The sequence below is a fragment of the Streptomyces sp. NPDC094032 genome (assembly GCF_040303965.1).
Lineage (GTDB): Bacteria > Actinomycetota > Actinomycetes > Streptomycetales > Streptomycetaceae > Streptomyces.
In genome coordinates, this window is record NZ_JBEOUE010000007.1 from 128,462 (window position 1) to 153,529 (window position 25,068).

The 25,068-nt window shown below is 72.0% G+C and carries 22 protein-coding genes; 15 read left to right on the forward strand and 7 right to left on the reverse strand.

Going from position 1 to position 25,068, the window contains the following annotated elements; genetic code table 11:
- Positions 1 to 42 precede the first annotated feature (42 nt).
- Positions 43 to 828, reverse strand: coding sequence for a maleate cis-trans isomerase family protein (locus tag ABTZ54_RS13035; protein WP_351661168.1), 786 nt, complete (start codon positions 826 to 828; stop codon positions 43 to 45).
- Between the two features lie 216 nt (positions 829 to 1,044).
- Between ABTZ54_RS13035 and ABTZ54_RS13040 the strand changes: the two genes are divergently transcribed.
- From ABTZ54_RS13040 to ABTZ54_RS13100, 13 genes are all read left to right on the forward strand, one after another.
- Positions 1,045 to 2,214, forward strand: coding sequence for a hydroxymethylglutaryl-CoA lyase-like TIM-barrel protein (locus ABTZ54_RS13040; RefSeq protein WP_351661171.1), 1,170 nt, complete (start codon positions 1,045 to 1,047; stop codon positions 2,212 to 2,214).
- Between the two features lie 63 nt (positions 2,215 to 2,277).
- The gene (locus ABTZ54_RS13045; protein ID WP_046912295.1) at positions 2,278 to 2,463 is read left to right on the forward strand and encodes a lysine biosynthesis protein LysW; all 186 of its coding nucleotides are present in this window, start codon (positions 2,278 to 2,280) and stop codon (positions 2,461 to 2,463) included.
- A 1-nt stretch (position 2,464) separates the two neighbouring features.
- Complete coding sequence (locus ABTZ54_RS13050; protein WP_351661174.1) at positions 2,465 to 3,316, forward strand: ATP-grasp domain-containing protein; 852 nt, start codon at positions 2,465 to 2,467, stop codon at positions 3,314 to 3,316.
- Complete coding sequence (argC, locus tag ABTZ54_RS13055; protein WP_351661177.1) at positions 3,313 to 4,401, forward strand: N-acetyl-gamma-glutamyl-phosphate reductase; 1,089 nt, start codon at positions 3,313 to 3,315, stop codon at positions 4,399 to 4,401. The genes ABTZ54_RS13050 and argC overlap by 4 nt, the downstream gene beginning before the upstream one ends.
- Complete coding sequence (locus ABTZ54_RS13060; RefSeq protein ID WP_351661180.1) at positions 4,398 to 5,234, forward strand: amino acid kinase family protein; 837 nt, start codon at positions 4,398 to 4,400, stop codon at positions 5,232 to 5,234. The genes argC and ABTZ54_RS13060 overlap by 4 nt, the downstream gene beginning before the upstream one ends.
- A 14-nt stretch (positions 5,235 to 5,248) precedes the next feature.
- Complete coding sequence (locus tag ABTZ54_RS13065; RefSeq protein ID WP_351661183.1) at positions 5,249 to 5,812, forward strand: type 1 glutamine amidotransferase; 564 nt, start codon at positions 5,249 to 5,251, stop codon at positions 5,810 to 5,812.
- Between the two features lie 70 nt (positions 5,813 to 5,882).
- Positions 5,883 to 7,019, forward strand: a complete 1,137-nt coding sequence (locus tag ABTZ54_RS13070; protein WP_351661185.1) for a Glu/Leu/Phe/Val dehydrogenase dimerization domain-containing protein — start codon at positions 5,883 to 5,885, stop codon at positions 7,017 to 7,019.
- Positions 7,016 to 8,713 carry an AMP-binding protein gene (locus ABTZ54_RS13075; RefSeq protein WP_351661188.1) on the forward strand — a complete coding sequence of 566 codons (1,698 nt, stop codon included), beginning with the start codon at positions 7,016 to 7,018 and terminating at the stop codon, positions 8,711 to 8,713. Before ABTZ54_RS13070 ends, ABTZ54_RS13075 begins: the two co-directional genes overlap by 4 nt.
- A 57-nt stretch (positions 8,714 to 8,770) precedes the next feature.
- Positions 8,771 to 10,051, forward strand: a complete 1,281-nt coding sequence (locus ABTZ54_RS13080) for a pyridoxal phosphate-dependent aminotransferase (RefSeq protein ID WP_351661191.1) — start codon at positions 8,771 to 8,773, stop codon at positions 10,049 to 10,051.
- Positions 10,052 to 10,134: 83 nt separating this feature from the next.
- Entirely contained in the window at positions 10,135 to 11,049 is a 915-nt protein-coding gene (locus tag ABTZ54_RS13085) for a fumarylacetoacetate (FAA) hydrolase (protein WP_351661194.1), read from the forward strand.
- Positions 11,050 to 11,184: 135 nt separating this feature from the next.
- Positions 11,185 to 12,537 carry an NtaA/DmoA family FMN-dependent monooxygenase gene (locus ABTZ54_RS13090; protein WP_351661196.1) on the forward strand — a complete coding sequence of 451 codons (1,353 nt, stop codon included), beginning with the start codon at positions 11,185 to 11,187 and terminating at the stop codon, positions 12,535 to 12,537.
- Positions 12,534 to 13,736: an LLM class flavin-dependent oxidoreductase gene (locus ABTZ54_RS13095; protein WP_351661199.1), complete on the forward strand. Its 1,203-nt coding sequence runs from the start codon at positions 12,534 to 12,536 to the stop codon at positions 13,734 to 13,736. The genes ABTZ54_RS13090 and ABTZ54_RS13095 overlap by 4 nt, the downstream gene beginning before the upstream one ends.
- An 891-nt stretch (positions 13,737 to 14,627) precedes the next feature.
- Complete coding sequence (locus ABTZ54_RS13100; RefSeq protein ID WP_351661202.1) at positions 14,628 to 15,212, forward strand: copper resistance CopC family protein; 585 nt, start codon at positions 14,628 to 14,630, stop codon at positions 15,210 to 15,212.
- Between the two features lie 33 nt (positions 15,213 to 15,245).
- Here the strand turns inward: ABTZ54_RS13100 and ABTZ54_RS13105 are convergent, their stop codons facing one another.
- Positions 15,246 to 16,574, reverse strand: a complete 1,329-nt coding sequence (locus tag ABTZ54_RS13105) for a class I SAM-dependent RNA methyltransferase (protein WP_351661205.1) — start codon at positions 16,572 to 16,574, stop codon at positions 15,246 to 15,248.
- Positions 16,575 to 16,642: 68 nt separating this feature from the next.
- Positions 16,643 to 18,697 carry an APC family permease gene (locus ABTZ54_RS13110; protein WP_351661207.1) on the reverse strand — a complete coding sequence of 685 codons (2,055 nt, stop codon included), beginning with the start codon at positions 18,695 to 18,697 and terminating at the stop codon, positions 16,643 to 16,645.
- 367 nt (positions 18,698 to 19,064) lie between these two features.
- Here ABTZ54_RS13110 and ABTZ54_RS13115 point away from each other — a divergent pair, with 367 nt between their 5' ends.
- Positions 19,065 to 19,733 (forward strand): potassium channel family protein, encoded by a 669-nt coding sequence (locus ABTZ54_RS13115; protein ID WP_046911473.1) that lies wholly within the window; start codon positions 19,065 to 19,067, stop codon positions 19,731 to 19,733.
- Positions 19,733 to 20,410: a potassium channel family protein gene (locus ABTZ54_RS13120; protein ID WP_351661211.1), complete on the forward strand. Its 678-nt coding sequence runs from the start codon at positions 19,733 to 19,735 to the stop codon at positions 20,408 to 20,410. Before ABTZ54_RS13115 ends, ABTZ54_RS13120 begins: the two co-directional genes overlap by 1 nt.
- Positions 20,411 to 20,484: 74 nt before the next feature.
- On the opposite strand, the gene ABTZ54_RS13125 is transcribed toward ABTZ54_RS13120, so the two are convergent.
- The 4 genes from ABTZ54_RS13125 to ABTZ54_RS13140 all read right to left on the reverse strand — a co-directional run bounded on the left by ABTZ54_RS13125 (position 20,485) and on the right by ABTZ54_RS13140 (position 24,984).
- The gene (locus ABTZ54_RS13125) at positions 20,485 to 21,228 is read right to left on the reverse strand and encodes a DUF3159 domain-containing protein (RefSeq protein ID WP_351661214.1); all 744 of its coding nucleotides are present in this window, start codon (positions 21,226 to 21,228) and stop codon (positions 20,485 to 20,487) included.
- Positions 21,229 to 21,231: 3 nt separating this feature from the next.
- Positions 21,232 to 21,630: an OB-fold nucleic acid binding domain-containing protein gene (locus tag ABTZ54_RS13130; protein WP_329424993.1), complete on the reverse strand. Its 399-nt coding sequence runs from the start codon at positions 21,628 to 21,630 to the stop codon at positions 21,232 to 21,234.
- Positions 21,631 to 21,664: 34 nt separating this feature from the next.
- Positions 21,665 to 22,351, reverse strand: a complete 687-nt coding sequence (locus tag ABTZ54_RS13135; RefSeq protein ID WP_351661217.1) for a response regulator — start codon at positions 22,349 to 22,351, stop codon at positions 21,665 to 21,667.
- Between the two features lie 83 nt (positions 22,352 to 22,434).
- Complete coding sequence (locus ABTZ54_RS13140) at positions 22,435 to 24,984, reverse strand: DUF4118 domain-containing protein (protein ID WP_351661220.1); 2,550 nt, start codon at positions 24,982 to 24,984, stop codon at positions 22,435 to 22,437.
- Positions 24,985 to 25,068 lie beyond the last annotated feature (84 nt).

Sequence of the window (25,068 nt, forward strand, 5' to 3'; positions counted from 1 at the left end):
GGGGCCCCGGCAGGCCGGCCGGGGCCCCGCCCCTCACCGCCCTCACCGCCCCGCCGACACCTCCACCTGCGCGTCCAGCCGCCGCACCAGCGGGTGCGTGTCCCCGGCCGGCGCGCCCGCTGCCCGCAGCGCCCACCACGCGGACGCCAGGTTCGAGGAGAGCAGCGGGCGGCCGGCCGTGTCCTGCCGGGAGGCGAGCTCCGTCAGGGCGGCCAGCGTGCCCATGCCCGTACCGGTGAAGAGCAGCGCGGAGTCCCCGGACAGCGGGTGTTCTCGCAGGTGGGACCGTATGCGCTCACCGATCTGGTCGGGAGTGACCTCGTACGGGTCGAAGTGGTCGGCCCCGTCCGGGGTCCGCCCCGCCGGGACCAGCACGACGCCGTCGACGGCGAGCCCGGCCCGCTCCCAGAAGGCCCGCGAGACCTCCGTGAGCCACGGCTGGTACGGGGAGACGAGGGTCAGCCGCCGCACGCCGAGCGCCTCGCACGCGGCCAGGATCGCCTGCGTCGAGGAGCGGACGGGGAAGCCGGCGCTCCGCGAGAGCTCCTCGCACAGGGCGAGGTCCCCCTCCGGGTCGAGGAGGTAGTGGGAGGCGCTGCACGCCACCACGGCGGCCTCCAGGCGCATCGCGCCGAAGCCCGCGAGGGTGTCGGGCAGCACCCGGTTGTAGGTCTCCAGCATCTCCTTGAGCGCCACGCCGGGAGTGGTGGGGAAACGGGCGGTGTACACGTGCATTCCGGCGCCGAGCAGACGGTTGAACTCCGGTTCCGCCGTCGGGTTCTCCGGCGGGACGACGACGCCGAGTCGGGGCAGCGAGAAAAGGTCCATGGCCGCACAGTAGGACGCGCCCCGCGCGCCCGGCAGCGGAAGGCGGAGGAAAAGACATGCCAGACACACCCGCCTTGCACACCCTTGCTTTCCCTTGCACGCCCTTTCCTTCCTGACACTGCTTGACATTCCCCCACAGAGCCCTGACCCGAATCCCCTTGTTTCTTACATCTATCCACTGGAGTGTGGTGATCACCCCCGACAAGGAGTGAGGAAATGGCAGCAGGAGAAAGCCCGCAGGCGCTCCCCCACCTCCCCCACCTGCCCCACCTGCCCCGTGTGTCCGATGCGACACTGCGGGACTCGGCGCACATGGCGGGTGTCGAGTTCGGCCCCGAGGACGCCGCGGCCATCGCCGGCCTGCTCGTGCGGACCGGCGTCGAGCTGGTCGAGGTCGGCATGGTGTCAGGACCCGGTTCGAAGGACGCCGACCTGGTGCTCGCCACCCACGAGGCCGTCACCCCCGAGCGGAGCATGACGCTCGTCGTGGTGCGGGACCGCCAGCAGGTCACCCGGGCCCTCGACGAGGCCGAGCGGCTCGGCGTGCGCCACATCATGTACTCGATCCCCACCTCCGAGCAGCACGCCCGGCTGAAGCTGGGCTCACCGAGCGCCAAGTTCCTCCAGACGCTGGCGCGTTCGGCGATCAGCCAGGCCAAGGAGCGCGGCTTCCACGTCACGTTCAGCGGCGAGGACGGCGCCCGCACCCCGAGGGAGCGGCTCGTCCCGTACGTCACCGCCGGCTTCGAGGCCGGTGCCGACCGGTTCCGGCTGGCCGAGACCGTCGCGTACCTCTCGCCCTGGCAGATGGAGGAGGTGATCGGCGACCTCACCGAGATCGACGGGTCCGAGATCGAGATCCACTCCCACAACATGCTGGGCATGGCCGTCGCCAACTCCCTCGCCGCCGTCCGCGCGGGCGCCCAGTGGATCTCGGCGACCGTCGGCGGCATCGGCGAGCGCGGCGGCAACGCCCCGCTGGCCGAACTGCTCACCTCGCTGCGGGTCATCCACGGCGACACCCGCTTCGACCTCAGCCACCTCACCGAACTCTCCCGCATCGCCCTCAAGGGCGCCGGGCTCGGCGAGGCCTTCCAGTCCGGGCCCACCACCCCGCACGCCTTCGCGTACGAGCTCCCCGGACAGCTCACCCACCCCGAGGCGTACGAGACGCTCCCGGCCGAACTCGTGGGCAACTCGCGCGAGTTGCTGGTCCGCACCCGGCTCACCCCGGCGCTCGTGAAGTGGGCGCTGGACGGATCGGGTGTCTTCGTCGACGTGGACGCCTTCGCCCCCTGGCTCACCGAACGCCAGGAGCGCGGCGGCGCGCCCCTGCTGGACCGGGACGCGATCCGCAAGGCCGCGATCGACTTCCAGGCCGCCTGAGCCGCCACGCAGCACACTCAACATCCCTCCTCCAACTCATCCATACCGAAGGAGAGTCAACAAATGCCCACCGCCACCCTGACCGGCGTCTGCCCCGAGTGCGAGACCGATCTGACCGTGCCCCCGATCGGCGAGGGCGAGACCCTCTCGTGCCCCGAGTGCATGCTCACCCTGCGCGTCGAGGCCGTCCAGGACGGCACGCTGACGCTGGAGATGGTCGAGGTGCAGCTGCGCGACTGGGGCCAGTGAGATGACCCGTCGCATCGCGATCGTCGCCGACCGGATCAGCTGGGAGGAACGCAAGCTGATCCAGGCGGGCCCGGACTTCGGCCTGGCCGTCGAGTGGGTCAACGACGAGTCCCTCACCCTCGGGCACGAGGACGCCCCCTCCCTCAAGGGCTTCGACGCCCTGCTGGTCCGCAGCCGCAGCTACACCCGCGGCGGCCTCGTCGCCACGCTCGCCGAGGCCGCCGGGGCGCGGGTGCTCAACTCCGCGCGGGCGATCCACGTCTGCGAGAACAAGGCGGTCCTACGGGCCGAGCTGCGCAAGGCCGGGGTGCCCGTGCCCGAGTTCCGGCTCGCGCTCTCCCGCAAGGACTTCGAGCGGGCCGTCGCCGAGCTGTCGCCGCCGCTGGTCCTCAAGCCGGTCTTCGGCGGCATGGGCAAGCGGGTCACCCTCATCCGGCACGCCGACCTCGCCCAGTCGGTGTACGACTACGTCGAGGATCTCGGCCACGCCTTCGAACAGGCCTGTCTCGTCGAGCCGTTCATCGGCGGCGGCACCTCCGTGCGCTGCCTCGTCGTCGGCCACGAGGTGGTCGGCGCCGCCGAGTTCGAGAGCGCCGGCACGGACTGGCGCAACAACGCGGCGCTCGGCAACAGCAGCCGCGCCGTCGCCCACGACCCGGACGTCCTGAAGATCGTCGACGGGGTGGTGGGCGAACTCGGCCCCGGGATCTACGGGGTCGACCTGTTCCGCACCCCCGACGGCTACGTCGTCAACGAGGTCAACCACGCCCCCGGTTTCCGGGCCGTGGCCTCCGCGACCGGCGCGGACATCCCGGCGGCCGTCGGCGCCTACCTCCAGGAGCTGCTCGCATGACGCGCACCACCCGCCCGATCCGCGCGGGCGTCGTCGGCGCCTCGGGACTCGCCGGTGGCGAACTCATCCGCCTGATCACCCAGCACCCCGACCTGGAGCTCGCCTTCCTCGGCGGCTCCTCGAACATCGGCCGCCGCCCGTCCGAGCTCCACCCCGGTCTGCGGCTCGACTTCGGCGGGCTGACCGTCCGCCCGGTCACCGAGGACATCGTCGACGAGCTCGCCGACACCGTGGACGTGATCTTCCTCGCCACCCCCGCGCCGGTCTCCGCCGAGCTCTCCGCGCTGCTCGCCGACCGGATCCCGGCCGTCATCGACCTCAGTGGCGCGTTCCGCATCCGCACCACCGAGCTGCACGACCGGTGGTATCCCAAGGTCAGCCGGGATCCCGACCTCGCCGACCGCTTCGTCTACGGCGTGCCCGAGCTGGTCAGGGACCAGCTGCCCGACGCGCCGCTGATCTCGCTGCCCGGCTGCTACGCCACCGCCATCACCCTCGGCCTCGCGCCCCTCACCCTCGGCCTCGGGCTCGACCTGAGGACGGTCGTGGTCGACGGGAAGAGCGGCTCCAGCGGCGGCGGGCTCCAGCTGCGCACGGCGGACCTGCACCCCTTCCGTAACGGCGCCATCGCCCCGTACGCCCCGACCGGGCACCGGCACGCGGGCGAGGTACGGGACTTCCTGGACCGGAGCAAGCCCGGCTCGATCGGCTCGCTGAGCATGTCCGCGTACGGCGTCTCGCATGTCCGCGGTCTGCTGACCAGCAGTTACGTGTTCACGGACGCCGCCGTCGACCAGCGCGAGCTCCAGCGGGCGTATCTGCGCTTCTACAAGGGGCAGCGCTTCGTGCGGGTGCGGCGGCACGACGAGACGCTGATCCCGGTGCCCGACCCGCAGGCGGTGCTCGGCTCCAACTTCTGCGACGTGACCGTCCTGTACGACGAGGAGGACGGCCGGATCGTGGTGCTGTCCGCGCTGGACAACCTGGTCAAGGGCGCGGCGGGGCAGGCCGTGCAGGCGGCGAACCTGCGGTTCGGGCTGCCGGAGGAGACGGGGCTGACCATGCAGCCGGTGTTGCCGGCATGAGCGACTCCACGACACCCCCTGACCCGGCCGGCCCGACGTCCGGCGCCGCTCCCGTCCCCACCGTCGTCAAGCTGGGCGGCAGCTGCCTCGACGACCTGTCCGGCGCCTGGTGGGACGACCTCGCCGCGTACGGCGCCCGGCATCCCCTGGTCCTCGTGCACGGCTGGTCCAAGCCGCTCAAGCGGCTCAGCCCGCGCTACAGCGAGCCGTCCGCCGTGCTCCGCGACCGCTACGGCAACCAGAGCCGCTGGACCACGCCCGAGGTGATCGAGGACATCAAGACGGTCAGCGCCACGCTCGCCGAGGAGGTCTTCGCCCGGCTCTCCGCGCGCGGCATCACCGGCGAGCGGCTGCTCGGCGGCGACGGCCTGGTCAGCGCGGGCGAGGGCGAGCGCTGGTGGTGGCGGGAGAAGCAGCTCGTCGAGCTGGAGAACCTGGTCGGGCCGATCACCGGCGTGAACCCGGCGCTCCTCAAGGAGCTCCGGCCCGGCCACGCCCACCTGGTCACCCCCCTGGCCAGGAACGCCGCGGGCCAGGAGGTCAACACCGACGCCGACCGGGCCGCCGCCGCCCTCGCCGCCGCCACCGGCGCGACCGACCTGGTCCTGGTCACGGACGTCGCCCATCTGCTGATCGACGGAGAACCGGTGTCCCGGATCGACGCGCGGGCCGCCGCCGCCTTCCGCGACAAGGGCGCCACCGGCGGCATGCGGAAGAAGCTGCGGGCCGCCGGCGAGGCCCTGGACGGCGGCGTGGCACGGGTCGTCATCGGCGCGGCCGACGTCAGCGACCTGCTCGCCGGCCGGACCGGCACCGTCATCACGCGAAGCTGAGGAGCGAAGGCACCATGGCGCAACCCCGGGTACTCGTCGTCAACAACGGGACCCTGTCCCTGAAACAGCTCCGCGCCCGCTTCGAGGAGCTGGGCTCGGACACCGACGTCGTCGACGCGGCGTCCGTGCCCGACCGGCTCGACGGCCGCCACCAGGCCATCGTGCTCAGCGGGACGAAGGTACGGGCCTACGACACCGCCTACTACCGGCCGCTCATCGACCTCGTCATGGGCAGCGACGTCCCCGTCTACGGCATCTGCGGCGGCATGCAGATCATCGCCGTCGCCAACGGCGGGCGGCTGGCCGAGGGGCCGCAGCGGGTCGGCGGGCACGAGGCGAAGGTCGACAAGGGCGAGCCGCTGTTCGCCCACGTCGACGAGACCGTCACGGTCTTCCACCGGCACACCCTCTACCTCCAGGAGGCCCCGGCGGGCTTCCGCTCCATCGGGCGCTCCGAGCACGCGCCCGTGGAATTCCTCAGCTCGGACGACGGGCGGATCCTCGGCTCCCAGGCACACGTGGAGTTCCGCCCCGACGGCCTGGAGATCCTGCGCGGCTTCGCCGGGCTCTATCAGTGACCCCATTGACCCCAGTGACCCCAGTGACCCCAGTGACCCCCACCCACCCACGTACACGAGGAAGACTCACATGAGCGTTGTGGAGAACCCGCAGGAGCCCGCGTTCGCCGTCCATCTCAACGGCAGCCGCGGCGCGATCAAGGGCTGGGTCGTCGTCGACACGCTCGTCGACGGCCTCGCGATGGGCGGCACCCGGATGACGACCGGGGTCACCGAGGAGGAAGTGGCCGGTCTCGCCCGCGACATGACCGACAAGTTCACCCTCGCGGGCCTGCGCATCGGCGGCGCGAAGGCGGGCATCGTCGCCGACGCCGGCAACTCCGAGGGCGCGGACCGCGAGCGGACCTTCCGCACCTTCGGCCGCACCGTGAAGCCGCTGCTGCACGGCGGGATCCACCTCGGCATCGACATGGGCGTCACCCCCGCCGACCGGGCCGTCTTCTTCGACGAGGCCGGCTACGACCCGCGCTTCCGGCTCGGCGCGCCCGACATGCCGATCGACTGGCGTACGTACTACGAGCCGCTGATCGACTGCACCGGGCACGGCGTCGGCGTGGCCGCGCTCACCGCCCTGGAGACCCGGGGGCACACCGAGGCCGCCCGGGTCGTGGTGCAGGGCTTCGGCGCGGTAGGCCGGGCCGTGGCACGCTTCCTGGAGGAGCGCGGGCATGTCGTCGTGGGCGTCGCCGACGTCCAGGGCACGATCAGCGCCGACCGGCTGCCGGTCGACGAACTCATCGCGATCACCGATGAGTTCGGGCGGATCGACCGCTCGCGCCTGCCGCAGGGCGTCACGCTCTCCAGTGCCCCCGACGCCTGGCTCGACGTGCCGGCCGACCTGCTGATCCTCGCCGCGCAGAAGTACGCGCTCACCGCCGAGAACGCCCACCGGTTGAAGGCCGGCCTGGTGGTCGAGGGGGCGAACCTCGCCTCCACGGCGGCGGCCAAGGAGAAGGTGGCGGCCTCGGGCGGCACGCTGGTGCCGGGCGTGATCGCCAACATCGGCGGCGCGGCCTCGGCGGCCCTCGCCGTCACCCGGGTCGTCCCCTTCGACCTGGCGGCGGACGCCCGCAAGGCGTGGGTGTTCGACTGGGTCGGCGACCGGGTGCGGCAGAACACCCGGGACCTCCTGGAGATCGCGGACGGCCGCGCGGGCGACCCGCTGCCGGAGCTGCTGACCGTACGCAGGAAGGACCTGCACGGATGACGGCGAGCACCGCGGCCGGGTCCGCTTCCGGGTCCGCCGCCGAGTACCGGCGCCGGGGCTGGTGGCGGGACGAGACCTTCCTCGACGACCTGTACCGGCAGGCGCGCGAGCGTCCGCACAAGCCGGCCATCGCGGGGCGCCGGATCGCCGAGTCCCGCACCGACACGCTCGACTTCGCCGAACTGGCGGCGCTGACCGACCGGTTCGCGCTGGCCCTCGCCGATCTCGGCGTCCAGCGGGGCGACTTCGTCGCCGTGCAGCTCCCCAACCGCTGGGAGATGGTCCCGCTGATGTTCGCGTGCATGCGCGTCGGCGCCGTCATCTGCCCGATCTCACCGATCTGTCCGGAGGAGGAGCTGCGCCACCGCTTCGGCCTCACGGGGGCCCGGGTGTGCGTCACGCTCCCGGAGTGGTCAGGCACGCCGCTGGCCGAGATCGCGACCCGGCTGAAGGGTGAACTGCCCACTCTGGAGCACGTGGTGGTCGTGGACGGCCCGGTGCCCGACGACGCGCTCCCGTTCCACGAGCACTTCGTGGCGGGCGCCCGGGAGGAGACCGCCGAAGGCCGGGAGCTCCTGGCCGGGCGGCCCGCGCTCACGGCCGACGAGCCGTTCGTGGTGCTGTTCACCTCCGGCACCACGGGCGAGTCCAAGGGCGTGCTGCACAGCCAGAACACCGTCCACTCCGCCGTACGCGGCTATGTCGAGGCCTTCGGGCTCGACGAGGACTGGGTGGCCGCCGTGTCGACCCCGCTCGTCCACTACTCCGGCTTCGCGCAGGGCGTCCTCGCGGGCGTCATGGTCGGCGGTACGGTCGCCTTCCAGGACGTGCGGAAGAACGAGGCGCTGCTCGACCTGGTCGAGCGCTACCGCGCCACCCTCCTGTACGGGCCGCCGGCCACCCTCGCGGACGTGGTCGCCTCGCAGCGCGCGGAGAAGCGGGACACCAGCACGCTGCGGCACGTGGTGATCGGCTCGGCGCCGGTCCTTGCGGAGCTGGCCGACGAGGTCCACTCGGCCCTCGGGGCCCGTACGTACTCGCTGTGGGGCATGTCGGAGAACGGCCCGGTGACGATGACCCGGCCGGCCGACCCCGAGGACTGGGCCGCGTCCAGCAACGGGCGCGCCATCGACGCCATGGAGACCCGTGTGGACGCCGACGGGTCCCAGGGAGGCGTGGGGCCGCTGCGGGTGCGCGGGGCCTCGCTCGCGCTCGGCTACTACCGGCGCGAGGAGGCGTTCGCGGCGGAGTTCGGCGCGGACGGCTGGTTCGACACCGGGGACCTCGCGCGGGACGACGGCCGGGGCGGCATCCGCATCATCGGGCGGGCGCGCGACGCGATCGTCCGGGGCGGGGTGGTGGCGCCGATGACGGAGCTGGAGGCGGTGATCGGGTCGCATCCGAAGGCGGTGGAGGCCGCGCTGGTGGGCCTGCCGGGTGCCGGCGACGGGGGCGGCGACGGCGGAGACGGGGCGGTGATCTGCGCGGTGGTGGTGCCGGACACCACGGCTTCCGGTTCCGGTTCCGGTCCGAGCCTCGAAGAGGTCCGCGCCCACCTCCTCGCCGCGGGACAGGACCCCCGGTTCCTCCCGGACCGAGTGGAACTCCTGCCCGCGCTGCCGAAGACGCTGACCGGCAAGGTCCGGAAGGTGGAGCTCCGGCAGCGGTACGGCCCCCGCCCCGCGACCGCCTGAGTCCCACCCGTACACCTCTCCCCTCCCCCCTCCCCCTCCTCACCCCTGGAGTGCCCCATGCCCCCGCCCGCCCCCGTCTCGATGTCCGCGACCCTGGCCGCCGACGAGGCGCTCGCCCGCCGGCGGCTGGCCGGGGAGCGGGTCCTGTCGATGGCCAGCGGGGAGATCGGGCTGCCGGTGCTGCCCGCCCTGCGGGAGCGCCTCGCGGCCGCGGCCGGTGAGAACGCGTACGGCCCGGTCCCCGGCAGCCAGGCGCTGCGGGAGGCCGCCGCCGGGTACTGGGCGCGGCGCGGGATCGGGGTGGACCCGGGGCGGGTGGTGGCCGGCCCCGGCAGCAAGTCCCTGCTGTTCGCACTGCTGTTGGCGATCGGCGGCGACGTGGTGGTGCCGGTGCCGAGCTGGGTGAGCTACGCGGCCCAGGCGCGGCTCGCGGGGGCGAGCCCCGTCCCCGTACCGACTCCGCCGGGCGAGGGCGGGGTGCCGGATCCGGACCTGCTGCGCGAGGCCGTCCTGGCGGCGCGGGCCGCCGGGCGCGACCCCCGGGCCGTGGTGGTGACGGTCCCGGACAACCCGACCGGCACGATCGCCTCGCCCGGCACCGTACGGCGGCTGGCGGCGGTGGCGCGGGAGCTCGACCTGGTGGTGGTGTCGGACGAGATCTACGGCGACCTGGTGTACGACACGGGGGCGCCGGCCGAGTCGCCCGCCCTGTACGCGCCCGAGCGGACCGTCGTGACGACCGGCCTCACCAAGAACCTGGCCCTGGGCGGCTGGCGTACGGGGGTGGCCAGGCTCCCGGACGGCGAGCCCGGCCGGGAGCTGCACTCGCGTCTCGTGTCGGTCGCCAGTCAGATCTGGTCCAGTCCGCCGGCCCCGGTGCAGACGGTGGCGGCGTACGCGTTCGGGGAGCCGCCGGAGGTGACGGCGCACATCGCGGCCGCCCGTCGGCTGCACGAGAGGGTGGTACGCGCGGTCGCCGCCCACTTCACGGCGGCCGGCGCCCTGCTCGCCCCGGTCCGGGCCACCTGCTACCTCTACCCGGACTTCGTTCCGCTCCGGGAACGACTCGCCCGCGTCCACGGCGTCCACGACGGCGACGGCATCGCACGCTTCCTCAGCGAGCGCCACGGGGTGGGGGTGCTCCCGGCGAGCGCCTTCGGGGAACCGCCCGAGGCGCTGCGGATCCGGGTGGCGACCAGCCGGCTCTACGGCGACACCGACGAGCAGCGGCTGACGGCGCTGGGGGCGCCGGACCCCCTGGAGCTGCCGTGGATCCGGGACTCCGTCGCGTGGGTGGGCGAGGCCGTGGCGGCGTTGACGGCCCTGGACGCTCCGTAGCCCGCGGCGGCCCCCTTCCTCCCCCTTCTCTCACATCTCCCATCTCTCTTATGTCTCTCAGGCACGTTCAGGAGGTCCTTCCCATGTCCCTTCCGACCCCCACCCTCTTCGAGGTCCTGTACCGGGGCGCGCGGCACGTCGGCTTCGGGGTGCCTGGGGAGCCGGGCGCCCCGCACACGCTGTACCCGGTGGCCGACGGGCAGTTGGCGGCGGCGTTCGTCGCCACCGACGGCTCGGCGGACGCGATCCGGGCCGCCGTCACCGAGGGCGCGACGGGCGTCACCGTGGCCGCCGACGACCCGGAGCTGCGGCTGCTGCCGCCGCTGCTGCCGACGGCCACCGGAAACGCGCTGCTGAGCGGCTTCATGGGCACGCACCGGAAGAAGTGGGGCGGCGAAACCCAGCCGGAGGGCGGGGAGTTCACGCCGCCGAAGTGGTTCTTCAAGGGCTTCGGCGACTGGGTGCGGCTGCCCGGGGAGACGCTGAACGTGCCGGCGAACCCGGTGGCGCTCATCGAGGAGCCCGAGGTCGCCCTCGTGTACGTCAACGACGCCGACGGCACCCCGCACTACGCCGGCTACACCTTCGGCAACGACCTGTGCGACATCGGCCTGCACCGCAAGGACCCGGGCTACAACCCGTACTGCAAGCTGTGCGACACGGCCCTCGCACCCTGGCTGTTCCTCGGCGAGCCGCCCCGCTCGGCGAACGGGCGGGTGACCATCACGCGGGACGGGGCGACCGCGTGGGAGGGCAGCTTCGACTGCGGCGGCGACGCGCTGTACTTCCGGGTGAAGGACATGGTGGAGCACCTGTTCTCGTTCCCGGCGGTGCGGCGCCCCGGGCTCGTCAACTACGTGCTGCTGGGCGCGGACGAGGCCAGCTTCCACGACGGGTTCCGGATCGCGGACGGGGACCGGATCGCGATCGACGTGAAGAGCCACGGGATCGCGTTCGAGAACACGGTCAACTACGTGTCGCCCGCGCGCCTGTCCTGAACTCCGTGAACAGCTCATGAAAGAGGGCCGGTCGCTCTGGGCACCCGCACACGCGTACGGGCAAGCTCGTCACGGGTCACCCCAGCGGACCGGCCCCCATACTCTCTCCCCCCCGATCCGAGAAGGAGCAGGCACGTGAAACAGGTGCACCTCGCGGCACAGCTGCCGGGCATCCACAACGTGACCGTCTGGTCGGACCCGCGCTCCGAGAGCCAGATCTCCATCGACTCCTTCATCCGGCTGGCGCAGGCGGCGGAGCGCGGCAGGTTCGACTTCTTCTTCCTCGCCGAGGGGTTGCGGCTGCGCGAGCACAAGGGAGAGATCTACGACCTGGACGTGGTGGGCCGCCCGGAGAACCTGACCGTGCTCGCCGCCCTGGCGGCCGTCACCGACCGGCTCGGCCTGGCCGCCACCGTGAACGCCACGTTCAACGAGCCGTACGAGGTGGCGCGCAGGCTCGCGACCCTGGACCTGCTGAGCGGCGGGCGGGCGGCCTGGAACGTGGTCACGAGTTACGACGCCTTCACCGGGGAGAACTTCCGGCGGGGCGGCTTCCTCGACGAGGCCGACCGCTACACCCGGGCAGCCGAATTCCTGAGCACGGCACGGGAGTTGTGGGACAGCTGGTCCGAGGGCGATGTGATCGCCGATGCCACTTCCGGCCGTTTCGTACGGGAAGGGGCAGGCCGATTCGCCCACCGGGGGCGGCACTTCGACATCGAGGGCCGGTTCACGACCCCGCGCGGGCCGCAGGGGCACCCGGTGGTGATCCAGGCCGGGGAGTCGGACGCGGGCCGGGAGTTCGCGGCGTCGGACGCGGACGTGATCTTCAGCAAGTACAGCCGGCTCGACGAGGCGCGCGCGTTCTACGCGGATGTGAAGTCACGGCTCGCGAAGTACGGCCGTACACATGCCCAGTTGAAGATCATGCCCACGGCAACGGCGATCGTCGCCGACACGGACGCGGAGGCCGCCGCGTACGCCGACGAGATCACTCGCGCCCAGGTGAGCCCGCAGACGGCCATCGCGCATCTGGAGGGGGTGTGGGGCCGCGACCTGTCCGGCTACGACCCGGACGGCCCGCTGCCCGATGTGGACCCGGAGCCCGAATCCCTTGTCCTGAAGGGGCATTCGGTCTTCCGCAAGGGCCGCGAGGAGACGGCCAGGCGGTGGCGGAAGCTGGCCGGGGAGCGTGGGCTGAGCATCCGTGAGCTGATGATCGAGGTGCACGGCGGCCAGACCTTCGTGGGCAGTCCGCGCACCGTCGCGGACGCCATCGACCACTTCGTGCAGAGCGACGGGGCCGACGGCTTCGTCCTCGTACCGCATCTGACGCCCGGCGGCCTGGACGACGTGGTGGACCGGGTGGTCCCGCTGCTCCAGGAGAAGGGCGTCTTCCGCGAGGAGTACACGGGCACGACTCTCCGAGAGCACCTGGCCCTGGGCGCCCCCGCGTCGCCCGCTGCATCCCCCAAGGAGGCATCGTGACCGCCCTGCACCTGGCCGTCGCCCTGGACGGCGCGGGCTGGCACCCGGCGGCCTGGCGGGCCCCGGACGCACGCCCGGCCGACCTGTTCTCGCCGGGCTACTGGGCGGACCTGGTGACGGAGGCCGAGCGCGGGCTGCTCGACTTCGTCACGCTGGAGGACGCCCTGGGCCAGCAGTCGGCGGCCTTCCACCGCCCCGACGACCGTACGGACCAGGTCAGAGGCGGCCTGGACGCGGTCCTGGTAGCGGCGCTGCTGGCCCCGCTGACCTCCCGCATCGGTCTCGTACCGACGACGAACGTCACGCACACCGAGCCGTTCCACGTGGCGATCGGCATCGCGACCCTGGACCACGCGGCCCGGGGCCGGGCCGGCTGGCGCCCGCAGATCGCGTCCCGGGCGGCCGACGCCCGGCACTTCGGGCGGCGCACGACCCCGCAGCTGACGGACGAGGACGTGCTGAGCGAGGAGCGGATCGCCGCCCGGCTGCGCCCGCTGTTCGCGGAGGCCGCCGACGTGGTGGAGGTGGCGCGGCGGCTGTGGGACAGCTGGGAGGACGACGCGGAGATACGGGACACGGCGACGGGCCGTTTCGTGGACCGCGCCAAGCTGCACGCCGTCGACTTCGAGGGGCCGCTCTTCAAGGTCCGGGGCCCGTCGATCACCCCGCGCCCGCCGCAGGGCCAGCCTCTGGTGGCGAGCCTGGCGCACGCGTCGACGCCGTACGAGTTCGCGGCGCGGGCCTCGGACCTGGTGTTCGTGACGCCCGACGATCCGGCGGACGCCCGCCGGATCCTGGCCGAGCTCGACACGGCGGTCCGCACGACCGGCCGCGACCTGGCGACCCAGCCGCTGAAACGATTCGCCGACCTGGTGGTCCTACTGGACGAGACGGAGGCCGCCGCGAAGGCCCGCAAGGACGAGCTGGACACGCTGGCCGGCGCCCCACTGGCCTCCGACGCGCACATCTTCACGGGCACCCCGGAGGGCCTGGCCGACCTCCTCCTCGACTGGCACCCCCTGGGCTTCGACGGCTTCCGCCTCCGCCCCGCGACCCTCCCCCACGACCTGCACCAGATCACCCGCGCCCTGGTCCCCGAACTCCACCGCCGCAAGGCCTTCCGCACCGAGTACACGACGACCACCCTGCGCGGGCACTTGGGCCTGGAACGCCCGAAGGGCCGATACGGGAAGACCTGAGGAACAAAAGACCACCTGGCACCGCTTAAAAAACCGCCCGGCACCGCTTAGACGCACCCACAGAAACCCACACACCCGGCCGCCGCACCCACCCCGCCGACGGCCGGGTACGCTGCGTCCCGACCACGCGTCACGTTCTGCCCCGTTCCGCCCCTCCCCACCCCCGGCTCAGTCCGGCCCACGAAAGCCCGCCATGGCCGCTCCCCGCATCCCATACGGCACCCTGCCGTGGGCGAGTGCGCTGTGCGTCCTGCTGCCGATGGCCGGCCATGCCCTACCGCTGGGCCACACGGGGCACCCACTGATCCTGACCCTGGTGACGGCGCTGGCCCTGTCCCTGGGCCTGTCGGTCACCAGACGACGTCTGACCGACATCCAACTCCTGGCCGCTTTCGTAGGCGCACAGGTGGCGTACCACGCCGGCTACGTCCTCCCGGAAGCATGCGCGACACTGGCCCTGCCCGAGCACGCGTCGAGCGCCCCCGGCCCCTCGGTCCTCCTGGCCGGCCACGCGGTGACCCTCCTGCTGGCCGCACGCCTCCTGGGCACGACCGAGTCCCTGCTGGCACACGCACGACCGATCGCGGAATCCGCCGAGCGAATCGCCCGCGCACTCCTGCCCCTGCTGGCAGACCCCCAGATCAGGCAAACCCCCATACCCCACAAGCCCGTCGAAGTGACCCCCCTACGACCGGCACAGCTCACCCACACGCCCCCCGGACGCGCACCCCCCACGGCGGCCTCCCCCTCCCCGCCCCCATTCCAACAGCCGGCCACACCCGGCTTCCGCCTAACGGCCTAACCCAACACCACAGGCCACAGGCGCCCCATAACCCCCGCCGCTCCCCCACCCCACCCGGTACGGGAACCCGGCAGAGAGGTCACCGCACCATGCGCACCAGGCACACAAACACCGCCCGCAGGACAATCCGCTCCCTGACCCTCCCGGCAACCATCGCGACCCTCCTAACGGTCGCGACTCCCCCGGCAGCCGCTCACACCACCCTGGACGCCTCAACCCCAGCGAACGGCGCAGTCCTCACCGCACTCCCCCACACGATCACGCTCACCTTCAACGAGCCCCTCCCGCGAACCCCAACCCAGCTCACCGTCACAGCCCCGGACGGCACGGCCCTCGCCGACGGAGCCCCGAAGGTCACGGCCCGCGAGCTCACACAGAAGCTGAAGCCCTCAACCACGGCCGGCCGCTACACGGTGAGCTACCAAATCATCTCCACCGACGGCCACACCACAACAGGAACGTCGACCTTCACGGTACGAGGAGCCCAGCCCCCAACCCCGAAAACCACCAAGCCGACCACCCCGTCCCGCGCGGCCGTAGCCTCCGGAGAACGCGCGGCCACCAGCCTCAAGGCCATAGGAATCGGCTTCGCCCTAGGCCTGGTGGCCCTCATCACCGCAATGACCATGACCGTCCGCCGCCAGAAGCAGGGCAAGAACAACACGAGCCAGTGACTCACTCGCCCTGCATGGCACCGGCGGCAAGGGTCACGCGTCCTTCTTGACCGGCTCCAAAATCGCCACGCACTCCACGTGATGCGTCATCGGAAACAGATCGAACGCCCGCAGTGTCCGCACCCGGTACCCCCGCTCCTGGAAGTAGCCCAGGTCGCGGGCCAGGGCTGCCGGGTCGCAGGCGACGTAGGCGATGCGGCGGGCGCCCAGGTTGGTGAGGTGGTGGACGGTCTGCTTGCCGGCGCCGGCGCGGGGCGGGTCGAGGACGATGAGGTCGACGTCCGTGATGCCCGTGCGCGGGAGGACCTGCTCGACCTTGCCCTGCTCGATGCGGACGCGCGGGAAGCCGGCCAGGTTGTGGCGGGCGTCCTCGACCGCGCGCTTGCCCGACTCGATGCCGAGGACGGCGCCCTTGTCGCCGACGCGGTCGGCGAGGGCGCCCGCGAAGAGGCCGACGCCGCAGTAGAGGTCGAGGGCGGTGTCGCCCTTGCGGGGCGTCAGGCCCTGCATGACGGCGAGCATGAGGGTCTGGGCGGCCTTCGGGTGGACCTGCCAGAAGCCGCCGTTGCCGACGCGGTAGGTGCGGTCGTCGGCGCGCTCGCGGACGAAGGCGCGGCCGTGGACGCGGTGCACCCCGCCGTCCTTCTCGTCGACCCGGAGGACCGAGACCGGCTTGTCGAGCTCCACGAGCGGGAGGCGGGCGCCGGGGCGGGGGGTGAGGATGACCTGGCGGTCGTGCGAGCCCGAGGCGGCGATGGCCTCGACCGAGGCCATGCCCTCCCAGAGGCGCTGCTCGACGCCGAGCTCGGAGACGCCCTCGGCGGCGATCATGCAGTGGTCGACGACCTCGACGTCGTGCGAGCGGTGCTTGCGCAGGCCCGGGCGGCCGAACTCGTCGACCGCGTACTGGACGCGGGTGCGCCACTTCGGGACCTCGCCGGCGGGCAGCTTGTCGCCCTCGGCGGGAACGACCGTGCCGTCCCAGCCGGCCTCCTCGGGCGTGAGGCCCGCGAGCCGCTGGAGCTGCTCGGCGATGACCTCGCCCTTGAGGCGGCGCTGGGCGCCCGGCTTGGCGTGCTGCCAGTCGCAGCCGCCGCACTTGCCGGGGCCGGCGAAGGGGCAGGGCGCCTCGACGCGGTCCTTGGACGGGTCCAGGATCTCGACCGCGTCGGCGCGCAGGAAGCGGGAGGTCTCCTCGCCCTCGGTGACCCGGGCGCGGACCCGCTCGCCCGGCAGGGCGTGGCGGACGAAGAGGACGCGGCCGCCCTCCGTACGGGCGATGCAGTGGCCTCCATGGGCGACCCGGCCGACCTCGACCTCGTACTCTTCCCCGACCAGCGAAGCAACGGGCACGTTCTGCATGACGGGGGGACTCCAAGAGGAAGAGATGGTGGGCTGCCGTTCGGGACATCCTCGGGCAGCCCACCAGTCTAGTTGCTCTTTTCGGCCGGAGCCTTCGCGGCGCCCTTCTCGACCGGTCCGCGTCGGACCGATCCGGGGGCGTTCCACTCCTGGCGCTTCCTCGCCCGCTTCTTCGCGGCCTCGGAGGACTGGAGCTGGTACGGGACCGAGGTCACCATCACACCCGGCGTGAAGAGCAGCCGGCCCTTGAGCCGCAGGGCGCTCTGGTTGTGCAGGATGTGCTCGTACCAGTGGCCGACCACGTACTCGGGGATGTAGACCGAGACGGCGTCGCGCGGGCTCTCCTTGCGGAGGTTCTTCACGTACTCGATGACCGGCCGGGTGATCTCGCGGTAGGGCGAGTCGAGGATCTTCAGCGGCACGTTGATGCCGCGCCGCTCCCACTCCTCCTTGAGCGCCTTCGTCTCGGCCGCGTCGACGTTGACGGTGAGCGCCTCCAGCTCGTTGGCGTGCAGCAGCTTGGCGTAGGCGAGGGCGCGCAGCGTGGGCTTGTGCAGCTTGGAGACGAGGACGACGGAGCGGACCCGGGAGGGGCGCACGTACTCGTCGGGGCGCTCCTCGGCGGCGGCGATCTCGGCGGCGACGGAGTCGTAGTGCCTGCGGATCGCGGTCATCGTCACATAGAAGATCACCATGCCGAGCAGCGCGACCCAGGCGCCGTGGGTGAACTTGGTGGCGAGGACGACGACCAGGACCAGGCCCGTGAAGAAGGCGCCGAAGGCGTTGATCGCGCGGGAGCGGATCATGCGGCGGCGCTTGGCGGGGTCCTTCTCGGTCCGCAGGTGCCGGTTCCAGTGCCGGACCATGCCGATCTGGCTGAGGGTGAAGGAGACGAAGACGCCGACGATGTAGAGCTGGATCAGCCGGGTCGAGTCGGCCCCGTAGATGACGACCAGCAGGGCGGCCGCGCCGGCCAGCAGCACGATGCCGTTGGAGAAGGCGAGGCGGTCGCCGCGGGTGTGCAGCTGGCGGGGCAGGTAGCGGTCCTGGGCGAGGATCGAGCCGAGGAGCGGGAAGCCGTTGTACGCCGTGTTGGCGGCCAGGAAGAGGACGAGCGCGGTCGCGGCGGCGAGCAGGATGAAGAAGAACGTTCCGTCACCGAAGACGGCGGCGGCGACCTGCGAGATCACCGGGTCCTGGACGTAGCCCTCGCCGACCGGCTGCCCGTTCTTGAGCAGGTCGTGGGCGGGGTTCTCGGCCATCCGGACGTTGGTGGCCATGGCCAGGAAGATGATGCCGCAGAACATGGTGACGGCCAGGCCGCCCATGAGCGCGAGGGTGCTGGCCGCGTTCTTCGACTTGGGCTTGCGGAAGGCGGGCACACCGTTGGAGATGGCCTCGACGCCGGTGAGCGCCGCACAGCCGGAGGAGAAGGCCCGCAGCAGCAGGAAGACCAGGGCGAATCCGGCCAGTCCCTGGTGCTCGGCCTTGATCTCGAAGTCGGCGGTGGGGGCGGTCATGGTGTCGTCGAGGACGAGACCGCGCCAGGCGCCCCAGATGATCATGGCGAAGACGCCGAAGACGAAGACGTACGTCGGGATGGCGAAGAGGCCGCCGGACTCCTTCACGCCGCGCAGGTTCATCAGGGTGAGCAGGACGATCACCGCGATGGCGGCGAGGACCTTGTGCTCGACCACGAACGGCACGGCGGAGCCGAGGTTCTCGATGCCGGAGGAGATGGAGACGGCCACGGTCAGGACGTAGTCGACGAGCAGGGCGCTCGCGACGGTGAGTCCGGCCTTCGGCCCGAGGTTGGTGGTCGCGACCTCGTAGTCGCCGCCGCCGCTCGGGTACGCGTGCACGTTCTGCCGGTAGGAGGCGACGACCGTGAACATCAGCACCACGACGGCCAGCGCGATCCACGGGCTGAAGTGGTAGGCCGACAGGCCCGCTACGGAGAGGACGAGGAGGACCTCGCCCGGGGCGTACGCCACCGAGGAGAGCGGGTCGGAGGCGAAGACGGGGAGGGCGATCCGCTTCGGGAGCAGGGTCTCGCCCAGCTTGTCGCTGCGCAGGGCCCGCCCGATCAGGATCCGTTTGGGCACGTCGGTCAGTTTGGACACGCAGAGGATCGTAAGCGTTCGAAATGAGCCCCGCCGACCAGCACCCCCGATCCGCACCGAATCTCCCTGGATACCACCTCTACGGAGACCTGCGCGAGCTCCCACTTCCGTGCTGACGCGGCCATGACGGGGTCTTGACGCGTTCCTAACGAGGGCTGCGTGAGGTCCCGGCCATCGTTGCCGCATAAGCTCGGACCGGACAGTACGCGTGTGCGTGTCCGCCACGGCCCGGCCAGTCGGGCCGGGTACGGGCCGCCCCACCGGGCGCCGTACGGGGTCGACATACGTGGCCGCTAGGGCCAGGAAAGTTGTGAGAAGCGTGTTTTCGCAGGTCAGCAGGGCGATCAGGAGTGCGGGGTAAGGGGACGTGCACATCGTCATCATGGGCTGCGGGCGCGTGGGAGCCGCTCTCGCGCAGACCCTGGAGCAGCAGGGCCACACGGTCGCGGTCGTGGACCAGGACCCGACGGCTTTCCGCCGTCTGGGCTCGGGGTTCGGCGGCCGCCGCGTCACGGGCGTGGGCTTCGACCAGGACACGCTCCGCGAGGCGGGGATCGAGGAGGCCGGCGCCTTCGCCGCCGTGAGCAGCGGCGACAACTCGAACATCATCGCCGCGCGGGTAGCGCGCGAGATGTTCGGCATCGAGAACGTCGCCGCCCGGATCTACGACCCGCGGCGTGCCGAGGTCTACCAGCGGCTGGGCATCCCGACCGTCGCCACGGTCCGCTGGACCGCCGACCAGATGCTGCGGCGGCTGCTGCCGTCCGGCGCCGAGCCGCTGTGGCGTGACCCGAGCGGCGGAGTGCAGCTCGCCGAGGTGCACACCTCCCCCGCGTGGATCGGCCACAAGGTCAGCCGGCTCCAGGAGGAGACCGGGGTGCGCGTGGCGTTTCTCACCCGGCTGGGCGAAGCGATTCTGCCGACCTCGCAGACGGTGCTTCAGGAGGGCGACCTCGTGCACGTGATGATGCGGACGGACGAGATCGACAAGGTCGAGGCGGCCTTCGCCGAGGGTCCCGAGGAGGGCGGTCACTGATGCGTGTCGCTATTGCCGGCGCGGGCGCCGTGGGCCGTTCCATCGCGGGCGAGCTGCTGGAGAACGGGCACGAGATCCTGCTCATCGACAAGGCGCCGACCGCCATCTCGGTGGAGCGGGTGCCGCAGGCCGAGTGGCTGCTGGCCGACGCCTGCGAGATCACCTCGCTCGACGAGGCGGCGCTCCAGCGCTGCAACGTCGTCATCGCGGCGACCGGCGACGACAAGGTGAACCTGGTCGTCTCGCTGCTCGCCAAGACCGAGTACGGCGTGCCGCGCGTGGTCGCCCGGGTCAACAACCCGAAGAACGAGTGGCTGTTCAACGAGGCGTGGGGCGTGGACGTCGCCGTCTCGACGCCGCGTCTGATGTCCGCCCTGGTCGAGGAGGCGGTGAGCGTCGGCGACCTGGTCCGGCTGCTGCGCTTCAGCCACGGCGACGCCAACCTGGTCGAGCTGACGCTGCCGCCGGAGTCGGCCGTCACGGGCACCGCGGTGGGCGACGTGGCCTGGCCGCCGGACACCTCGCTGGTCACCATCATCCGTGGCTCGCGGGTCCTCACGCCGAGCCCGGAGGAGACCCTGGAGGCGGGCGACGAGCTGCTGTTCGTGGCCACCCAGGCTCGCGAGGAGCAGCTGGAGGACCTGCTGTCGGTCCGCCGGGACCCGTCGGAGTCCTGACGGACGGTGGTACGTGGAAGGGGCCCGGGACCTGTGACAGGTCCCGGGCCCCTTCCGCGTACCCACGTACGGCCCTACACCTCAGGGTGCCCCTGAGCCGCGGCCTTACGGGCCTTCTCGGCCTGCTCCTCGGCCTCCATCTCCGCGAAGACGTCGATCGGCGGCGGCGCCTTCGCGAGGAAGACCCACGTCAGGTAGACCGCGAGCAGGAACGGCGGGATCTTCAGGGCGACCAGGACCCAGCCGAGCTGCGTGGTGTCGGCCCACCAGTACAGCGGGAAGAGGATCGCGCACTTGGCGAGCAGGATCAGTCCCCAGGCCCAGCTGGCCTTGGCGTACGCCTTCTTCCGGCCCGGGTTACGGGTGCGCCAGGAGAGGTTCTCCTTGAAGACCGGGCCCAGGATGAGGCCGATCAGCGGCACGCCGGCGAGGGTCGTGACGATGTACGCGAGGGCGAGGCCGAGCGTGTAGAGCATGCCCGGCAGGTAGAAGTCCTTCGCGTTGCCCGTCATCATCGCGAAGACCACACCGAACGCGACGCCGAAGACACCGCTGAAGGCGTGCTTGACGGTGTCGCGGCGGATCAGCCGGACGACGACGAGGACGAGAGAGACCGCGACGGCCGCGATCGCCGAGGAACGCAGGTCCTTGTTGATCGTGTAGATCGTCACGAAGAGCAGGCCCGGCAGGACCGTCTCCACCATGCCGCGCACGCCGCCGAACGCCTCGAAGAGCGCGGCCTCGGTCACCGCCTTGTCGGCCTGGGCGTCCTGGTCGGGCGTGGGCTTCTCGGTGGTCGGCTTGTCGACTGACGTCACCGGCTACTCCTGTCCGAGCGGTCGGAGCTCGTATTTGGGGTTGAAGAGGACCCGCCGGCCATGGCTCATGGAGATCCGGCCGGAGGCGATCAACTTACGGCCCGGCTCGATGCCCACGATGGAACGGCGGCCCAGCCACACGACGTCCAGCGGCGCCGTGCCGTCGAACAGCTCGGCCTCCAGCGCGGGCACACCGGCCCTGGGACGCAGGGTGACCGTCCGCAACGTACCAGTCACCTTGACTATCTGGCGGTCGGAGCAGTCGCAGATGCGCGTGCACCCCGACGCCGCGGAGTCCTCCTGGAGCTCGACCGACTCCAGCTCCTCCTGGGAGGTGGACAGGCGGTCGAGCATCCGGCGGAACCGTCCGGCCGGCTTCTCTGTACGCGGTGCAGCACTCATACAGAAAGCGTACCGGCCCCCGCCGACACCGAACTCAGTGTTCGAAGCGGTAACCCATGCCCGGTTCGGTGACGAAGTGCCGCGGGTGCGAAGGGTCCTGCTCCAGCTTGCGCCGCAGCTGTGCCATGTAGACCCGCAGGTAGTTCGTCTCGGTGCCGTACGAGGGGCCCCAGACCTCCTGGAGCAGCTGCTTCTGGCTGACCAGGCGGCCGCTGTTGCGGACCAGGACCTCCAGGAGGTGCCACTCGGTCGGGGTGAGCCGCACGTCCTTGCCGTCGCGGTGGACCTTCTTGGCGGCCAGGTCGACCGTGAAGTCCTCGGTCTCGACGACCACGACGCCGTCCTCGGCGCCGCCGACCGGCTCGGCCCTGCGGACCGCGGCACGCAGCCGGGCCAGCAGCTCGTCCATGCCGAAGGGCTTGGTGACGTAGTCGTCGGCGCCCGCGTCGAGCGCCTCGACCTTCTCGTCGGAGGTCTGGCGGGCGGAGAGCACCAGGATCGGCACCCGGGTCCAGCCGCGCAGGCCCTTGATGACCTCGACACCGTCCATGTCGGGCAGCCCGAGGTCGAGGACGACGACGTCGGGGTGGCGCTCGGCGGCGAGCCGGAGCGCGGTGGCGCCGTCGGGGGCCGCGTCGACCTCGTACTTGCGCGCCTTGAGGTTGATCACCAGGGCGCGGACGATCTGAGGCTCGTCGTCGACCACGAGGACCCGGGTCATGAAGGGGTGCCTTCCTTGTCGTTGGTACGGAGGGGTAGAGGGGGGTGCTGGGGTATGGAGGGGGTACGGGGCCGGGGCCCGGGTCAGGTCATGATGTGCGCCGGCATCGCGGGGGCGGCGGTGTCCGGCGGCGGAGGCCCGATGGTCCTCAGGGTGAGGACCATGGTCAGCCCGCCACCGGGGGTGTCCTCGGCGGTGATGGTGCCGCCCATGGCCTCGACGAAGCCGCGGGCGACCGCGAGGCCGAGGCCGACGCCCGCGCCGCGCGGGGCGTCGCCGAAGCGCTGGAAGGGCTCGAATATCCCGTCCTTGGCCTCGTCCGGGACGCCGGGGCCCCGGTCCGTCACGCGCAGTTCCAGGCGCTCGCCGAGGACGCTGGCGCCGACGGCGACCGGTATGTCGTCGGGGCTGTACTTGACCGCGTTCTCGACGATGTTGGCGACCGCCCGCTCCAGGAGGCCCCGGTCGACGGCGACCATCGGCAGCGTCTCGGGGATGTCGAGCTCGACGCTGCCGTCGGGGACGCCGCCGAGGGCCATGGGCACGACCTCGTCCAGGTCGGTGGGGCGGATGAGCGGGGTGACCGTGCCGGTCTGGAGCCGGGACATGTCGAGGAGGTTGCCGACCAGGTGGTCCAGGCGGTCCGCGCCGTCCTCGATGCCTTCCAGGAGCAGGGCCTGGTCCTCCTCGGACCACTCCACGTCGTCGGAGCGCAGGGAGGACACCGAGGCCTTGATGCCGGCCAGCGGGGTGCGCAGGTCGTGGCTGACGGCGGCGAGGAGCGAGGTGCGGATCTTGTTGCCCTCGGCCAGCTTGCGGGCCTCCTCCGCCTCCCCGACGAGCCGCTGCCGGTCGAGGACGACGGCGGCCTGGGCGGCGAAGGCGCCGAGCACCCGCCGGTCCTCGGCGGGCAGCACCCGGCCGGTCAGCGCGAGCGCCAGGTGGTCGCCGACGGGCATGTCGACGTCCGCGTCCTCGGGCCGGGCCACGGGGTGGGAGCCGACCTTCGCCGCGCAGGTCCACGGTTCGAGGTCGCCGGTGCGCTCCAGGAGGGCGACGGACTCCATGGAGAAGGTCTCGCGGACCCGTTCGAGCAGCGCCTCCAGGCTGGTCTCGCCCCTCAGGACGCTGCCCGCGAGGTACGAGAGGACCTCGGACTCCGCGCGCAGCCGGGCCGCCTGGTGGGTGCGGCGGGCGGCCAGGTCCACCACGGAGGCCACGGAGACGCCGACGCCGAAGAAGACGGCGATGGCCACGATGTTCTTGGGGTCGGCGATGGTCAGCCGGTGCAGCGGCGGGGTGAAGAACCAGTTGAGGAGCAGGGACCCGAAGGCCGCCGAGGCGAGCGCGGGCAGCAGCCCGCCGAGCAGGGCCGCGGCGACGGTCAGCGCCAGGAAGAGCAGCATGTCGTTGGCGAGCCCGAGGTCCGCGTCGACATGGGTGAGCAGCAGCGCGAGGAGCGCGGGTCCGCCGACTCCGACGATCCAGCCCCAGACGATCCGGGCGCGGCCGAGCCGGGCGCCTCGGGCGACGGGCAGGCCGCGTCCCTTGGCCGCGCCCTCGTGGGTGACGATGTGGACGTCCAGGTCGGGACCGGAGTCCCGGGCGACGGTCTGGCCGACGCCGGGGCCGAGGATGTACTGCCAGGAGCGCCGGCGGCTGGAGCCGAGGACGATCTGGGTCGCGTTGACGCCCCGCGCGAACGACAGCAGCGACGAGGGGACGTCGTCGCCTATGACGTGGTGGAAGGTGCCGCCCAGGTCCTCGACGAGGGTGCGCTGGACCGCCAGCTCCTTGGGCGAGGCCGAGGTCAGGCCGTCGCTGCGGGAGATGTAGACGGCGAGGACCTCACCGCCCGCGCCCTTCTCCGCCAGCCGGGCGGCCCGCCGGATCAGGGTGCGCCCCTCGGGGCCGCCGGTGAGGCCGACGACGATCCGCTCGCGGGCCTGCCAGGTGGACTGGATGTTGTGCTCGCCGCGGTACTGGCGCAGGTACTCGTCGACGCGGTCGGCGGTCCACAGCAGCGCCAGCTCACGCAGCGCCGTCAGGTTGCCCGGCCGGAAGTAGTTCGACAGGGCCGCGTCGACCTTGTCCGGCTTGTAGATGTTGCCGTGCGCCATCCGCCGCCGCAGCGCCTGCGGCGACATGTCCACCAGCTCTATCTGGTCCGCCCGCCGCACCACCTCGTCCGGCACCGTCTCGCGCTGCCGCACCCCCGTGATCGACTCGACCACGTCACCCAGCGACTCCAGATGCTGGATGTTCACCGTCGAGACGACGTCGATCCCGGCCGCGAGCAGCTCCTCCACGTCCTGCCACCGCTTCGGGTTGCGGGACCCGGGCACGTTGGTGTGGGCGAGCTCGTCGACGAGCGCGACGGCGGGGCGGCGCGCGAGGACCGCGTCTATGTCCATCTCGGGGAAGGTGGTGCCCCGGTACTCGATCTCCCGGCGCGGCACCTGCTCCAGACCGTGCAGCATCACCTCGGTACGCGGCCGGCCGTGGTGCTCCACGAACGCGGCCACGCAGTCCGTACCGCGCTCCACGCGCCGGTGCCCCTCGGAGAGCATCGCGTACGTCTTGCCGACGCCCGGTGCCGCCCCCAGGTAGATACGTAGCTTGCCGCGTCCCATGGCTCGACCTTACGTCCCACCAAACAGACATTCCGCACGGCCGTGGGAGGTCAGGACCGTATTGACGTGATCCTGATGTCCTCC